This window comes from Burkholderia sp. Z1, from assembly GCF_014893795.1.
Taxonomy (GTDB): domain Bacteria; phylum Pseudomonadota; class Gammaproteobacteria; order Burkholderiales; family Burkholderiaceae; genus Burkholderia; species Burkholderia theae.
The window spans coordinates 1867474-1882526 of sequence record NZ_JACFYL010000001.1 but is presented as its reverse complement, the minus strand read 5'-3'; the positions used below and the strand labels follow the sequence as shown (position 1 = coordinate 1882526).

Annotated in this window: 11 protein-coding genes; 2 read left to right on the top strand and 9 right to left on the bottom strand. The window is 68.0% G+C overall.

All coding sequences use genetic code 11. The features are described 5' to 3' along the window. Positions 1 to 308 precede the first annotated feature (308 nt). From H3H55_RS08710 to H3H55_RS08700, 3 genes are read right to left on the bottom strand one after another with little or no spacing between them, the layout of a single operon-like run. The gene (locus H3H55_RS08710) at positions 309 to 1769 is read right to left on the bottom strand and encodes an efflux transporter outer membrane subunit (RefSeq protein WP_193099471.1); all 1461 of its coding nucleotides are present in this window, start codon (positions 1767 to 1769) and stop codon (positions 309 to 311) included. After that, positions 1769 to 4906 carry a multidrug efflux RND transporter permease subunit gene (locus H3H55_RS08705; protein WP_193098314.1) on the bottom strand — a complete coding sequence of 1046 codons (3138 nt, stop codon included), beginning with the start codon at positions 4904 to 4906 and terminating at the stop codon, positions 1769 to 1771. Before H3H55_RS08705 ends, H3H55_RS08710 begins: the two co-directional genes overlap by 1 nt. A 19-nt stretch (positions 4907 to 4925) precedes the next feature. Further along, complete coding sequence (locus H3H55_RS08700; protein ID WP_193098313.1) at positions 4926 to 6125, bottom strand: MexX/AxyX family multidrug efflux RND transporter periplasmic adaptor subunit; 1200 nt, start codon at positions 6123 to 6125, stop codon at positions 4926 to 4928. 150 nt (positions 6126 to 6275) lie between these two features. Here H3H55_RS08700 and H3H55_RS08695 point away from each other — a divergent pair, with 150 nt between their 5' ends. Further along, a complete protein-coding gene (locus H3H55_RS08695; RefSeq protein WP_129514514.1) occupies positions 6276 to 6923 on the top strand; it encodes a TetR family transcriptional regulator in 648 nt (215 codons plus the stop codon). A gap of 338 nt (positions 6924 to 7261) precedes the next feature. Then, complete coding sequence (locus H3H55_RS08690) at positions 7262 to 8527, top strand: M23 family metallopeptidase (protein ID WP_193098312.1); 1266 nt, start codon at positions 7262 to 7264, stop codon at positions 8525 to 8527. A gap of 168 nt (positions 8528 to 8695) precedes the next feature. Here the strand turns inward: H3H55_RS08690 and H3H55_RS08685 are convergent, their stop codons facing one another. The 6 genes from H3H55_RS08685 to H3H55_RS08660 all read right to left on the bottom strand — a co-directional run bounded on the left by H3H55_RS08685 (position 8696) and on the right by H3H55_RS08660 (position 15006). Continuing rightward, positions 8696 to 9421: an amino acid ABC transporter permease gene (locus H3H55_RS08685; RefSeq protein ID WP_193099470.1), complete on the bottom strand. Its 726-nt coding sequence runs from the start codon at positions 9419 to 9421 to the stop codon at positions 8696 to 8698. 2 nt (positions 9422 to 9423) lie between these two features. Beyond that, positions 9424 to 10146 (bottom strand): amino acid ABC transporter permease, encoded by a 723-nt coding sequence (locus H3H55_RS08680; protein ID WP_193098311.1) that lies wholly within the window; start codon positions 10144 to 10146, stop codon positions 9424 to 9426. Between the two features lie 92 nt (positions 10147 to 10238). Next, positions 10239 to 11054: an ABC transporter substrate-binding protein gene (locus H3H55_RS08675; protein WP_129514511.1), complete on the bottom strand. Its 816-nt coding sequence runs from the start codon at positions 11052 to 11054 to the stop codon at positions 10239 to 10241. 214 nt (positions 11055 to 11268) lie between these two features. Then, positions 11269 to 11961, bottom strand: coding sequence for an alpha/beta hydrolase (locus tag H3H55_RS08670; protein WP_193098310.1), 693 nt, complete (start codon positions 11959 to 11961; stop codon positions 11269 to 11271). A gap of 277 nt (positions 11962 to 12238) precedes the next feature. Further along, the gene (locus H3H55_RS08665) at positions 12239 to 13744 is read right to left on the bottom strand and encodes an agmatine/peptidylarginine deiminase (protein WP_193098309.1); all 1506 of its coding nucleotides are present in this window, start codon (positions 13742 to 13744) and stop codon (positions 12239 to 12241) included. Between the two features lie 149 nt (positions 13745 to 13893). Continuing rightward, entirely contained in the window at positions 13894 to 15006 is a 1113-nt protein-coding gene (locus H3H55_RS08660; protein ID WP_129514508.1) for an agmatine/peptidylarginine deiminase, read from the bottom strand. Between the last annotated feature and the right edge of the window lie 47 nt (positions 15007 to 15053).

Here is a 15053-nt window from a genome sequence, read left to right as displayed (position 1 = left end):
ACGCATGCGCGGCCGTCGGAACGCAATTTGTCCGCAGACTGGATGAGGCGGGAAAGAAAGAGACGCGGCACACGTGTGCGCCAGGTTGCGACACGATCGGTCGCGCAAGGCGGGACGTTCCGGACGGTGCACGCGTGCACTGTCTCGGGACGTAAAACGTTTGGCAGGCTGGGATCGACGGGGAAAGGTATCGCCGCTGGCGATCGGCGATTCAGCGGATAACGGTATCAGTTGAATCGGCTGCGGCACGTCGAATCGTGCCGCCGCCGTCTTGCCGCCCGACGCGCTGCGGCGTCAGGCGAACGGGCTTACGCGGAAGCCGCGGCTTCCGCTGACGCCGGCGCCCAGCCGCCGCCGAGCGCGCGATACAGCGCAATCGCGTTCGCGAGCCTGAGCTGCTTGAGGCGGATCAGCTCCTGCCCCGACTCGTACGTGCTGCGCTGCGCGTCAAGCAGTTCGAGATATGTCGCGACGCCGCCCGCGTAGCGGCGCTCCGCGAGCTTCAGCCGCGCGCCGTCCGCCGTGTACACGTCCTGCTGCGCGGCCAGCTGGCGATCGATCCAGTCGCGCGCGGCGAACGCGTCGGCCACTTCGCGGAACGCGGTCTGCACGGTCTTCTCGTATTCGGCGACCGCGATGTGCTTGCGCGCGTTCGCGACGTCGAGGTTCGCGCGATTGCGTCCGCCCGCGAAGATCGGCAGCGTGATGCGCGGCGCGAACGTCCACACGCTCGTGCCGGCCGCGAACAGGCTCGAGAACGCGTCGCTGACCGAGCCGTAGTCGGTCGTCAGCGCGATGCGCGGGAAGAACGCCGCGCGGGCGGCGCCGATCTGCGCGTTTGCGGCCTTGAGCCGCGCCTCGGCCTGCCGGATGTCCGGCCGTCGTTCGAGCAGCGCGCTCGGTGCGCCCGGCGCCACGGGCGCGATCGACAACGTATCGAGCGCGGTCGCGTCGCCGGGCACGTTGCGCGCGAAGTCGCCCGCGAGCAACTGCAGCGCCCGCACGGCCTGCGCATGCTCGCGCTGCAGCGCGGCCTGCGACGCGCGCGCGGATGCCACCAGCATCTCGGCCGAGCGCAGCTCGATCGCGTCGCTCGTGCCGGCCGCGTAGCGGCGCTGCGTGAGCGCGGCCATGCGTTCGCGCGCATCGAGCGTGCGCTGCGCCAGCGCGAGCTGCTCGTGCAGCGAACGCTCCGATACGTACGCGCTCGCCACTTCGGCGATCACGCCGATACGGACCGTGCGCTGCGCATCGGCCGTCGCAAAATAGTCGGCCAGCGCCGCGTCGGACAGGTTGCGCACGCGGCCGAACAGGTCGAGCTCGTACGCGCTGACGCCGACGCCCGCGCGATACAGCCCGCTGATCGCGCTTTCGCGCACGACCGGGTCGTACTGGCGCGCGCGTTCATAACCGAGATTCGCATCGACCGACGGCATCAGGTCCGCACGCTGCACGCCGTATTGCGCACGCGCCTCCTCGAGCCGGCCGGCCGCGATCCGCAGGTCGCGGTTGTTCGCGAGCGCCGCGTCGATCCATGCCTGCAATGCCGGATCGGTGAAATACGCATGCCAGTCGTCGAGCAGTGCGGCATCGGCCGCGGTGCCCGGCGCCGTGACCGGCGCCAGGCTGCCGTCGGCCGGCGCATAAGTGGACGGCACAGGCGCCGCCGGACGCTCGTAACGCGGCGCGAGCGAGCAGCCGGCGAGCGCGAGCGCGACGGCCAGCGCGAGCTGAGCGCGCAGCGCGGCGCGTGTTTTCAGCGCAAACATCATTGCGATCCCTCCATCGTCGCCGGCTGCGCCCCGCCGCGCCGGCGCGGGCCGACGTCGAACAGGCGGCCGACGATCACGAAAAACAGCGGGACGAGGAACACCGCGAGCACGGTCGCCGTGATCACGCCGCCGAGCACGCCGGTGCCGATCGCCATCTGCGCGCCGGACGCAGCGCCCGACGCGAACGCGAGCGGCAGCACGCCGACGCCGAACGCGAGCGACGTCATCACGATTGGCCGCAGCCGCAGGCGCGCGGCCTCGAGCGCGGCGTCGACGAGCGACATGCGCTGCGCGACCAGATCCTTCGCGACTTCGACGATCAGGATCGCGTTCTTCGCGGACAACCCGATCGTCGCGATCAGCCCCACCTTGAAATAGATGTCGTTCGGCATCATCCGCAGCGTGACGCCGAGCACCGCGCCGATCACGCCGAGCGGGACGACCAGCATCACCGCGAACGGGATCGACCAGCTCTCGTAGAGCGCCGCGAGCGCGAGGAACACGACCAGCACCGACAGCGCGAACAGCATCGGCGCCTGCGCACCCGACAGCCGCTCCTCGAACGACTGCCCCGACCACGAGAAGCCGATGCCGGCCGGCAGCTTCGCGGCGATCCGCTCGATCGCGGTCATCGCCTCGCCGCTGCTGTGGCCTTCCGCGGCCGAGCCGTTGATCGTGAACGACGGATAGCCGTTGTAGCGCGTGAGCTGCGGCGGCCCGAGCGTCCAGTGCAGCGTCGTGAATGCCGCGAGCGGCACCATCTCGCCGCGCGCGTTGCGCACGCGCAGCTTCTTCACGTCGTCGGGATCGAGCCGGTGCAGCCCGTCGGCCTGCACGACCACGCGCCGCACCTGCGTGCCGTGCATGAAATCGCCGATATAGTCCGAGCCGAACATCACCGCGAGCGTCGTGTTGATCTCTTCCATCGACACGCCGAGCGCGGAGGCCTTCGCGCGATCGATGTCGAGCTTCAGCTGCGGCGCGTCCTGCGTGCCGGCGAACATCAGGTCGGTCAGCGCACGGTCCTTGCCGCCCGCCGCGAGCAGTTGCTCGCGCGCGGCGCTGAAGGTCGCATAGTCGAGCCCGCCGCGATTCTGCAGCCGGAAGTCGAAACCGCTCGACGAGCCGAGATCGGGCAGCGCCGGCGAGTTCATCGCGAACACCGTCGTGTTCGGCGTGCCGCCGAAACGTTCGTTGATGCGCGCGACGATCGCCTGCACGTGATCGCGCTCGGCCTTGCGCTCCTTCCAGTTCTTCAGCGTGACGAAGATCATCCCGCCGTTCGGCCCTTCGCCGTACAGGTTGAAGCCGCCGAGCGCGAACGTATACGCGGCCGGCTCGTCGTTGCGGATATACGACTCGACCTCGCGCACGCTCTGCATCGTTTCCGCGAGCGGCGTGCCTTGCGGCCGGATCACCATCACCATGAAGTTGCCCTGGTCCTCGTCCGGCAGGAACGCGGTCGGCAGTTGCGTAAGCATCAATCCCGCCGCCGCGGTCAGCGCACCGTATACGACGAGCCAGCGCACCGGCTTCTTCAGCATCGCGCCGACGCGCGTCGCGTAGCGCTGCGTCGCACGCGCGACGAAACGGTTGAACCAGCCGAAGAAACCGCGCTTCTCGTGATGGTCGCCGTTCACGGGCTTGAGCAGCGTCGCGCACAGCGCGGGCGTCAACGACAGCGCGAGGAATGCAGAGAAGCCGATCGACACCGCGAGCGACAGCGCGAACTGCCGGTAGATGTTGCCCACCGCGCCGCCGAAGAACGCCATCGGCACGAACACCGACGTCAGCACCACGGTGATCCCGATGATCGCGCCGCTGATCTGCGTCATCGCCTTGACGGTCGCGTCATACGGGCCGAGCCCTTCCTCGACCATCAGGCGCTCGACGTTCTCGACCACGACGATCGCGTCGTCGACGAGGATGCCGATCGCGAGCACCATCCCGAACATCGTCAGCACGTTGATCGAGAAGCCGGCCGCGTACATCACGCCGAACGTGCCCGCGAGCGCGACCGGCACGACAAGCGTCGGGATCAGCGTCGCGCGCAGGTTCTGCATGAACAGGAACATCACGAGGAACACGAGCACGCCGGCCTCGATCAGCGTCGTGACGACCTTGTTCATCGACACGCGCACGAACGACGACGTCTCGTACGGAATCTGGTACTTCACGCCCGGCGGGAAATACGCGGACAGCTCGTCCATCGTCGCGCGCACGCGCTTCTCGGTGGAGACCGCGTTCGAGCCCGGCGCGAGCTTGATGCCCATGCCGGTCGCGACCTTGCCGTTCACGTACGACGGATAGTTGTAGTCGTTGCCGCCGAACTCGATGCGCGCGACGTCGCGCAAATACAGCGCGGAACCGTCGGCCTGGGTGCGCAGCGCGATCGCGCCGTAATCGGCCGGCGTCTTCAGCGGCGCGTCGGCGAACACGGTCGCCGCGATCGGCGCGCTGTCCGGCACCGCACTGCGGCCGATATCGCCGATCGTCACGCGCGCGTTGTGCGCGCGCACGGCCGACGCGATGTCCGACGCGGTGAGGCCGTGCCCGGCCATCTTCACCGGGTCGGGCCAGATCCGCATCGCATATTCGGCGCCCCAGAACTGCACCTTGCCGACACCTTCGACACGGCGCAGCGCCTGCACGACGTTCGCTGACGCATATTCGCCGAGCTGCACGTCGGTCATCCGTCCGTCGTCGGACGTCAGCGACACGACGAGCTGGATGTTGTCGGCGGCCTTCTCGACCTGGATGCCGTCGCGGCGCACCGGCTCGGGCAGCCGCGCCTCGACCGTCTTCAGCCGGTTCTGCACTTCGACGGCCGCGAGATCGGCGTTCACGCCCTGCTTGAACGTCAGGTACAGCGACGCCATCCCGGCGCTGCTCGTCGCCGACGTATACATCAGCCCCGGCGCGCCGTTCATTTCGCGCTCGATCAGCGCGGTCACCGATTCCTCGACGACCTGCGCGGACGCGCCCGGGTACGTCGCATAGATGCTGACGACGGGCGGTGCGATGTCCGGGTACTGCGCAACGGGCAGCGCACGGATCGCGAACGCGCCGCCCAGCATGATGAAGATTGCGATTACCCACGCGAAGACGGGGCGATCGATGAAGAAACGTGCCATGGTGGTTGGTTTGAACCGGTCAGGTTTGACGGGCGGCCGCCTGCGAAGCGGCCGCTGCCGGCGCCGCCTTCGACGGCGACGCCTTCTCGACGGGCTTGACGGCCGTATCGGGCGCGAACTGCGCGGCGTTGTCGACGATCACGCGCTCGCCGCCCGTCAGGCCGCGCGTGATGCGCCAGTCACGGCCGCTCATCTGGTCGGCCGCGACCTCGACGTCCTTGACCTTGCCGTTCGCGCCGACCACGCGCACCGACGTGCGGTCGGCCGTGCGCAGCAGTGCGTCGCGCGGCACGAGGATCGCCCGCTGGTCGACCGCCGTATCGAGCGCGATCCGCACATACGCGCCCGGCAACAGCTCGCGCTCCGGGTTCGGGAACAGCGCGCGCATCGCGACGGTATCGGTGGTCGGATCGACCGCGAGATCGCTGAACAGCAGCTTGCCCTTCAGCGGATATGCGGTGCCGTCCGCGCGCAGCAGCGTCACCGCGATGTCGTGCTGCGCGATGCCCGTCGCGCGCCCGCTCTTCACCGCGCGGCGCAGCGCGTCGACGTCGGCGGCCGGCTGCGAGAAGTTCACGTAGATCGGATCGAGCTGCTCGACGGTCGTGAGCGGCGTCGCCTGGTCCTGGCCGACGAGCGCACCTTCGGTCACGAGCGCGCGCCGGGCGCGGCCCGCGATCGGCGCGGTGACGGTCGCATAGTCGAGCTGCAGCTGCGCACGCGCGAGCTCGGCCTTCGCGGATGCAACCTCGGCCTTCGCCTGCGTGTCGCCCGCGACGGCCTCGGTATGGTCGCGCTCGCTCACCGCGCGGTCGCGCACGAGATCGTCGTAACGGCGGCGCTTGTCGCTCGCTGCAAGCAAAGCGGCCTGCGCCTTCGCGAGCGCCCCCTGCGCGGCGTCGCGCGCGGCCTTCAGCGGCGCGGGATCGATGCGGAACAGCACCGCGCCCTGCTTCACTTCCTGGCCTTCCTCGTAGGTGCGCGCGGTGACGATGCCCGCGACCCGCGCGCGCACTTCCGCCTGCCGGTATGCGTCGAGCCGGCCCGGCAATTCGACGGTCATCGGCACGGCCGTCGGGCGCACCGTCACGACGGTCGCCTGCTTCGCGGTCTCCGGCGCTGCGTCCTTGTCGCCCTTTCCGCATCCGGCCACGGCCAGCACGGCCGCCAGTGCGAACGGCGCCAGCCCGTGGCGCAACAGGGAGCGATTGTTATTCATGTGTGACCTCGGATCGTTCGCCGCCGATACAATGCGGCGGCTCAGGGTGGCCGATTATAATCAGTCACGACTGATTAATTAAACGCTGTTTCAATCCGACCGCCACACTGTCTCAATAAAACGACAGCGAATTGAAAGGAAACTCACGACATGGCCCGCAAGACCCGGGAAGAATCGCTCGCCATCAAGCACCGGATCCTCGACGCCGCCGAGCTCGTGCTGCTTGAGAAAGGCGTCGCGCAGACCGCGATGGCGGACCTCGCCGAGGCCGCCGGGATGTCGCGGGGCGCCGTCTACGGCCACTACCGCAACAAGATGGAAGTGTGTCTCGCGATGTGCGACCGCGCGTTCGCGCGCACGTCTGAAGGTTTCGACGCGGGCGACGGCCTGCCGCCGCTCGCCACGCTGCGACGCGCCGCGTCGCACTACCTGCAGGAATGCGGCGAGCCGGGGCCGATGCAGCGCGTGCTCGTGATCCTCTATACGAAATGCGAGCAGAGCGAGGAAAACGGCGCGCTGCAGCGGCGCCGCATGCTGCTCGAACTGCAGATGCTGCGGATCACGAAGGCGCTGCTGCGCCGCGCGATCGCGGCCGGCGAGCTCGCCGCCGATCTCGACGTGCACCTGGCCGCCGTCTATCTCGTATCGCTGCTCGAAGGCGTGTTCGCGTCGATGATCTGGACCAACCGGCTGCGCGGCAACCTGTGGAACGACGCCGAGGCGATGCTCGACGCCGGTTTCGACACCGTCCGCATGTCCGCCGCGCTGCGCGGCCGCGCGCAAAAATTGCCGGACTGACGAAAATCGTCGTAACAAATGCTGATTTAACCCGATTTACCGCACTGCGAAACGAACGAGCTGACCCCCTTTAAAATTTTTAACGTTTCGCGGAACATCGGTAGACTGACGCTGTCATCTTTCTTTAGCGTCTTCGTGATAACCGGGTTCGACCCGGTATGCACGCCGCCGTTCGAAGCGGGCCCGCCCCGCGCGTTGGGTCGAACGGAAACGACACAGGCCCCTGGCGGGGCCTGTTTTGTTGCACGCCCGCCGCCCGCCCCGTCGCCCTTCGACGGTTGTGCCGCCGTCGGCCCCTGCCCACACCCCCTTGAACCGCTCTCCTGGATGTGGACACCTTGGTCAAGTCTGCCGCAACTCCTGATGCTTTCGCGCCCGGCCGCGCGCAGCGCGTCGTGCGCGCGCTCGTGCCGGCCGCCGTGCTCGGTGCCCTCGCCGCCCTCGGTCTCGCCGCCGCGCTACCGGCCGTGTCGCAACTGCCGGGCGCCGTCGATACCGGCACCGCCGCACTGCCGCAGCGCGTGCTGTCCGACACGCCGTTTCCCACCGCGCAGCATTTCGTGACGAGCGAACTCGCCCGCACGATCGGCGAGCGCAATGAACACGTCGAACGCAACGACCGCAGCCTGCAGCCGGGCCTGTTCGCACCGCTCAGCGCACACCGCAACGACATGCTCGGTTATGCGAGCCTGTTCCAGCTCGCACCGCCCGAGAGCCAGCACGGAATGCGCGCGGGCAACATCGAGCTCACGCTGTCCGATACGCTGAACCGTCTCGACGTGCCGCCCGAGGTGCGCATCCAGCTCGGCGATCTCGTCACCGGCAAGGTCGCGATGCGCGCGAGTGCGCAGCGCGGCGACTATTACCGCGTCGCGTTCGACACCAACGACGGTACGCCGCGCCTCACCGCGTTCGAGTTGCGCGTCGCCGGCCGCACGTTCGGTGCGATCTGGTTCCGTGCGCCCGGTGCCGAACACGGCGCGTACTACGCGCTCGACGGCTCGCCGCTCGAAGCCGCCGCGTTCACGATGCCGGTCAAGTGGACGCGCATCAGCTCGTTCTTCGGCGAACGCATCCATCCGCTGTCGCAGGCGATGGCGTTCCATACGGGCGTCGATCTCGCCGCGCCGACCGGCACGCCCGTCGACGCGGCGGCCGACGGCGTCGTATCGTTCGCCGGTTTCGATCCGGGCGGCTACGGCCGCTACGTGATCGTCGATCACGCGGACGGCTACTCGACCTACTACGCGCACCTGTCCGCGTTCGCGCGCGGCCTCAAGACGGGTGAAAGCGTGAAGCAGGGCCAGCGGATCGGCTCGGTCGGGATGACGGGTGCCGCAACGGGCCCGCACCTGCATTTCGAGGTGCGCGTCGCGAACAATCCGGTCGACCCGCTCGTCACGCTCGCCAGTGCGCAGACGGCGCTGTCCGACATGCAGCTCACCGCGTTCCGCCAGGAAGCGGCGCAATGGCGCTTCCGCCTCGCGTCGATCGATACGACGCCGTTCGCGTTCGCGCAGAACGACGGCCCGCTGTGGGGCGATTTCGCGACCGACAAGTCAACGCTGCGCGCGGTCTTCAACACGCACTACACGGCGTCGTGACGCGCGTGCCGCCCGCCGTCGCGCCGGAAGCGGCGGCGCAAGCGGCCAGTCGTCTGCCCTTCTTGTCCGATCTGCACGCCGCGCCCGACCTGCGCGGCGTGCAGTCCGTAGCAGATCACTGACGTTTCGTCGCCGGACGTTCTCCACGGCCACGGCCGTGATGCATCGTCACCGCGCGGGCTCCGTGCGCTCGGCCGTCGTCTGCCCGACGCGTTCCGCACGCGGGCCGCGCGACAGCAGCCAGCGTGCCGCACCGTCAAGCGACGTGCACAGCACCAGATAGATCACCGCGACGAACAGGAAGATCGGCGCCGGATACACCATCAGCCGGTTGTTCACCTGCGTCGCGACGAACGACAGTTCCGGCACGCCGACGATATACGCGAGCGACGTGTCCTTCACGAGCGCGACCCACTGGTTTACGAACGACGGCGTCATGATCCGGATCGCCTGCGGCAGCAGCACGTAGCGCACCGTCTGCCAGCGCGTGAGCCCGAGCGACAGCCCGGCCTGCCATTGCCCGTCGCCCGCCGCGACGATGCCCGCATGCACCGCATGCGCGAGATACGCGCCACCGATCAGCGCGAGCGCGCAGACGACCGTCGCGAGCCCCGGCACGTCCATGTGCAGCAGCATGGGCATCAGGAAATACGTCCAGAAGATCAGCATCAGCACCGGAATCGCGCGGAAGAAGCCGATGAACGCGAGCAGCAGCACGCGTACGGGGCCACGCGCGAGCGCCATCGCGACGCCGAGCGCGACACCGAGCACGGCCGACGCAATGGCGGACGCGATCGCGAGCACCAGCGACAGCGCGGCGCCGCCGAGCGGGCCTTCCGGGAATGCGCCGACCAGCAGGTATGGCAGGTTGGCGAGCAGCAGCGAGAAGTCCATCGTCAGCGCCCCGCTCCCAGCCTGTCGCGCCATTGCGTGGCCGCGTATGCGCCGGCCTCGATCGCGGCCACCGCCGCGACGTACAGCACGGTCGCGACGCCGAACGCGGCGAAGGTCTTGAACGTTTCCGTTTCGACCTGCCGCGATGCATACGACAGCTCGGCCACGCCGATCGCCATCGCGAGCGACGAGTTCTTCACGAGATTCATGTATTGACCGCACAGCGGCGGCAACGCGATACGCACGGCCTGCGGCAGCACCACATAACGCAGCGACTGCATCGGCGTGAGGCCCAGCGCCGCCGCCGCGTCATGCTGTGCGCGTCGCACGCCGCGCAGGCCGGCTTCACATTCCTCGGCGACGAACGCGGCCGTGTACGCACTCAGCCCGACCCAGCCCGCGACGAATTCGAACGACGGCCATGCGAGCGTGAACGGGCCAGCGCTCACTGCATGGCGTGCGTTCAGCCACGCGATCCACGTGTCGGGCAGCAGCGACGCCACGCCGAAATACCAGAACAGCAACTGCACGAGCAGCGGCGTGTTGCGGAACGCGACGACGTACGCGGACGCCGCCATGCGCAGCGCCGTGCTTCGCGCGTGACGCATGACCGCGAGCAACAGCCCGCCGGCGGTCGCGGCAACGGCCGACGCGGCCGCGAGGCCGAGTGTCAGCAGGAAACCCTGCCAGAGCCAGGACAGATATTTGGGAGCCAACCCGAGCATGCTGGGGTGCGCGCACTAAGCGCGATCGGAAGAAAACGGAAAGCGCCGCGACGCCGATGTTCCGGCAGATCGCGGCGCGCGTGCGGCGTGAATCAGGTCTTGTCGCCGATACGGAAGATGCGCGTGAGCGGCGTCTTCGTCGTCGGCCCGAACCATGCGTCGTAGATCTGCACGGCGCGGCCGTTCGCCTCGAGCCCCTTCAGCGTGTCGTTGACGAAGCCGAGCAGGCGCGTCTCGCCCTTCGGCACGCCGACGCCCATGTAGTCGTTCGAGATCGTGAACGCCGGGATCTCGTAGTTCTGCTTGTCGGGCACGTTCGCGAGCAGGCCGATCAGCTTCGGGCCATCCTGCGTGATCGCCTGCACGTTGCCCGCGCGCAGCGCGGCGAACGCGAACGGCGTGTCGTCATAAGCGACGATCGTCGCCTTCGGGAATTTCTCGCGCAGCGTGATCTCGTTCGTCGTGCCCTTGTCCGCGCCGACGCGCAAGCCGCTCAACTGGTCGGCCGATTTCAGCACGCCCTTCTTCGCGAGAAACTGCTGGCCCGACGAGAAATACGGAATGCTGAAGTCGACCTGCTTCGCGCGCTCGTCGGTGATCGTGAAGTTCGCGAGCACGAGATCGACCTTGCCGGAGGTCAGGAACGGAATGCGGTTCGCGGGGTTGGTTGGCTGAAGTTGCAGCTTCACGCCGAGCTTGTCGGCAAGCGCCTTCGCATAGTCGACGTCGAGACCGACGATGTGGTTGTTCTTCGCATCGACATAACCGAACGGCGGGTTGCTGTCGAACGTCGCGACGCGCAGCACGCCGGCCTTCTTGATGTCGTCGAGGCGATCCGCATGCGCGACGGTGCCGGCGGTAATGAGCGCGGCCCCGACGAGCCACGTAGCGAGAGTGTGGAATTTCATGAGCACGACCTGTCTTGTTATGAAGGCCGCCGCGGATCGCGCGGCGGCCCGGTTCGAGGAACATCGCGACGCGTGTGGGTCGCGAAGCCGCTAACGTATCAGCGCATGCGGCGAATTCGAACCAACAAATGGTGCTTTGCTCAGCGGGTTTCGTGATGAGCCGTGCCGGCCGCGGGCGCGGCATGGCGCTGCGCCCTTCCCGCGAATCTCCTCCTTATCCGGCAAGCGACGCGGCCGCCTCGTCGATCAGCGCGGCGACCGCCACCGGTTTCGACGCGAGCGACGCATGGCTCGCATCGAGCGTGATGACCTTGCGCGCATTCATCCGCGCCGACATCCGCTCCTGGTTCTCCGGCGCGATCATCCGGTCCTCGCTCGAGATCTGGTACCACGACGGCTTCGTGCGCCACGCGGGTGTGCTGACGGTGTCCGCGAACGTGCTCGCCAGCGGCGCCTTCTGCGTGACCGCCATCACGAGCGCTTCGTCCGACGACAGGTCCTGACAGAAGCTCTCGTGGAATTTGTCTGGCTTGAGCCACAGATAACCGTCGCTGTCGGGTGCGAGATTCGGCGCGGCCACCGGCAGGTGTTCCTGCGTGATCGCGCCGGGGCTTTCGCCGGCGTCCGGCGCGAACGCGGCAATGAACACGAGGCCCGCGACGTTCGGCAGGTTGCCTGCCTCGCTGATCACCGCGCCGCCGTACGAATGGCCGACCAGCAGCACGGGGCCGTCCACCTGACTGACCATCTTGCGCGTGCGTTCAGCGTCGTCGGCGAGCGATGTCAGCGGCATCTCGACCGCATGCAGCGACACATGCCCTTTGCGCGCAAGTTCGACGATCACTTTTGCCCAGTGCGCGGCGCCGCCCCAGAAGCCGTGCACGAGCACGATCGCGGGTTTGCTCATGGTGTTTCTCCTTGACGTGGCATGTCATCGAAACGTCACCGGTCCGGCCGATCCGGACCGCCGCGCGGACACGCAGCAACCAGCATAGGCGAGTCGCCGCGCACCACCAACCCCGCCGTGGCCGGCATGAGATGCAGCGCACCAAAAAAGACGCCCGCTGCAAGCAGCGGGCGCGAATCCCAGTCAAGGAGGTGTCACACGAACTACAGGTTCAGATTAAGGAAATCGCGCGTCACGGACAACGAATCGATTTCCATATCGATATGACACGACACGCTCATGCCGGCACTTCCCGGGTCGAGCAGTGGATGCCGCCGCCCCCGGACGCGATGCCGAGGATGTCGACCTGCACGATCGCGCGCTTCCCTGCATACGGGCGGAGGGCGGCGACCGCGGCCGAGTCGGCCGCCGCGTCGTTGAACTTCGGCATCACGATCGCGCCGTTGCACGTGTAGAAATTGATGTAGCCGGCCGCGAAATGCGACATCTGTCTTTCGCTCAGGCTCGTGCCGGCCGACGTGCCGAAGTTGACCGGCGGCACGAGTTCGACGATCTGCAGCGGCCGACCGTTCGCATCGGTCTGGCCGGCGAGGCGTTGCCGGTTCGCATCCGTCAATGCACGTTCGCCGGTTGAATTCGACGCGTCGTAGCAGCACGCGACCACACCCGGCGCGAGAAACCGCGCATAGAAATCGACATGGCCGTTCGTTATGTCGCTCTCGCCGGCCGGCGTCGTCGCACCGCCCGCACCGCCCACGCCGGCACCGCGCGGATAGGTTGCCGTGCCCGGCAGCCAGATGATCTTGCGCACGCCGAGCGTGCGCTGCAGCTCCGCAAGTACGGTATCCCTGGCCGTCGGCAGCAGTGTCGCGTTGGCGATGACACCGTTGGGGATGTCGAACAACTGCGGATTCCGGTTCACGTGCAGCACGGCCGATTCGGTAAGGATCGCCGTCGCATCACCGTCGAATTCGATCGCGCCGCCTTCGAGCGTCAACGTGCTGCGGATCAGGTTCGCGCCTTTCGTCTGTGCCATCCAGCCCGCCACCGTGCTGTCGCGGCCGAACGGCTGGAAGAACTTGCCCGCCTTCGACCGGTTGCTCGCGGCGGCTACCGCCGGCGGGATCGTCGCGCCGACGCCGTCGGTGTTTGCGTTGCCCCAGCCGTTGAAATTGAAGCCGACCGCGTTCAGCGCATTGCCGTTCGCGGTGTCCCTGACGAACACGCAGCCCGTGTCGCGCACCCAGAAATCGTTGAAGCCGTCGGCGAGCGGCACGAGGTTGATCCCGCCCGCGCCCGCCGGACGCGCCGCATAACGCGCATGCAGGTCGGGATTCGCGACGCTTGCAGTCGCGAGCAGCGCGCGGGCCGCGTCGAGATCGGCCGGCAGCACCAGCATGTTGACCGGCTCGGTTGCGCCGATCGCTTTCGCGACGTCCATCAGGTCGGCCCGAACCCGGTCGATGCCGGCATCCGTGCTTTGCGGCGTGACGGGCATCCAGATGCCTTCCGTGCCGGACGCGAAAGCCATGTAGGTCGACGCGTGCGGCGCATCTTCGGCCGGCAGCCGGTACACGGCCTGCCGAGCCGACGGCGTCGGTGGCGTCACGCGCGGCGCGGACGCCGCATCGGACGCTCCATCGCCGCCACCGCACGCGGCCAGGCTGCCCAGCAGCGGCATGCCGAGCCACGCGGCCGAACAGCGGATGAAGCCGCGCCGGCCGGTATCCGGCATGTGCCGCACGTGTTTGTCCACGCTTGCGCGGGTCCCTTTTTTCGTCATGTGTTCACTCCATTGCGCAGCCGGCGCGCATGCGCACGCCGACTTCCGTCTATAGAGACGGATTTCATATTTTTTATCAGTAGTCCGGATCGACCGGCGAATGTCGGCAGCCGTGCGAACCGGTCACGCAGACCGGCCCGCGGCCGCGCTCAGGCCGGCTGCTGTTGCGTCGTGCAGTGGATGCCGCCGCCGCCCGCCGCGATGCCGTCGATATTCAGCTGAATGACGTCCCGGCCGGGAAACAGGTCGACGAGCGTGTCGCGCGTATTGCGGTCGGCCCGGCTGTCGCCGAACTGCGGCGCGATCACCGCGCGGTTGCACACGTAGAAGTTGATGTAGCCGGCCGCGAACTCCGCGTTCTCGTAGGTGTGCCGGACGGTCTTCGGGCCCGGCAGCACGACGACCTTCAGCGGGCGGCCCTTCGCGTCGGTGGATTTCCGCAGGATCTCCAGATGCTGTCGCGTCACCGCGTGGTCGTACGAGGACGGGTCCGTGTCGAGCCCGGCCACCACGACACCCGGGCTCGTGAAACGCGCGTAGAAGTCGGTATGCCCGTCGGTGATGTCCTTGCCCGCGATGCCGGGCAACCAGATGATCTTCTTCAGCCCCAGCAACCGGCTCAGTTCCGCCTCGCACTGGGCCTGGCTGACGCCCGGATTGCGGTTCGGATTCAGCACGCAGCTGCGCGTGATGATCGCCGTCCCCTCGCCGTCCACCTCGATGCCGCCGCCTTCCAGCACCAGCCGCGTATCGACCAGCCGCGCACCCGCGCGTTCGGCCACGAACGGCGCGACTTCCGCGTCCTGGTCGTGTTCCTGCTTGTTGCCCCAGCCGTTGAAATTGAAGCTCACGCCGCCGAGCTGGCCCGACCCGTTCTTCACGAACACGGGCCCCGTGTCGCGCATCCACAGATCGTCGACCGGATGCTGGACGAGCTCGACCGACGAGCCGCACAGGCGCGAAGCAATCGCATAGTCCTGTTCCCGCACCAGCATCTTGAGCGGCTCGTGCGCGGCGATCGCCTTCGCGACCGCAGCGAGGTTCTCGCGCACCACGGGCAAGAGCCGCGCGCCCCAGATGTCCTCGCTCGGGCCGAACGCCATCCAGGTCGCCGTGTGCGGCGCGCCCTCGTCCGGCATGTGCCAGGCCGCGCCCTGCTGCGCATGCGCGGCGCGGCCGAGCAAGCCGCCCAGCGTGCTGGCGGCCAGCGCCGCGCCCGATACGGACAGGCCGCGTTTCAACAGTTGACGTCTCGTTGTCATGGCATTCCTCTTTCGCTTGCCAGTTGCTTCAATTGTTTCATGGTGTG

Coding starts and splice junctions, on each gene's coding strand:
- H3H55_RS08710 (WP_193099471.1), bottom strand. CDS start 1,769: ATGTTTGCGCTGAAAACACGCGCCGCGCTGCGCGCTCAGCTCGCGCTG.
- H3H55_RS08705 (WP_193098314.1), bottom strand. CDS start 4,906: ATGGCACGTTTCTTCATCGATCGCCCCGTCTTCGCGTGGGTAATCGCA.
- H3H55_RS08700 (WP_193098313.1), bottom strand. CDS start 6,125: ATGAATAACAATCGCTCCCTGTTGCGCCACGGGCTGGCGCCGTTCGCA.
- H3H55_RS08695 (WP_129514514.1), top strand. CDS start 6,276: ATGGCCCGCAAGACCCGGGAAGAATCGCTCGCCATCAAGCACCGGATC.
- H3H55_RS08685 (WP_193099470.1), bottom strand. CDS start 9,421: ATGGACTTCTCGCTGCTGCTCGCCAACCTGCCATACCTGCTGGTCGGC.
- H3H55_RS08680 (WP_193098311.1), bottom strand. CDS start 10,146: ATGCTCGGGTTGGCTCCCAAATATCTGTCCTGGCTCTGGCAGGGTTTC.
- H3H55_RS08675 (WP_129514511.1), bottom strand. CDS start 11,054: ATGAAATTCCACACTCTCGCTACGTGGCTCGTCGGGGCCGCGCTCATT.
- H3H55_RS08670 (WP_193098310.1), bottom strand. CDS start 11,961: ATGAGCAAACCCGCGATCGTGCTCGTGCACGGCTTCTGGGGCGGCGCC.
- H3H55_RS08665 (WP_193098309.1), bottom strand. CDS start 13,744: ATGACGAAAAAAGGGACCCGCGCAAGCGTGGACAAACACGTGCGGCAC.
- H3H55_RS08660 (WP_129514508.1), bottom strand. CDS start 15,006: ATGACAACGAGACGTCAACTGTTGAAACGCGGCCTGTCCGTATCGGGC.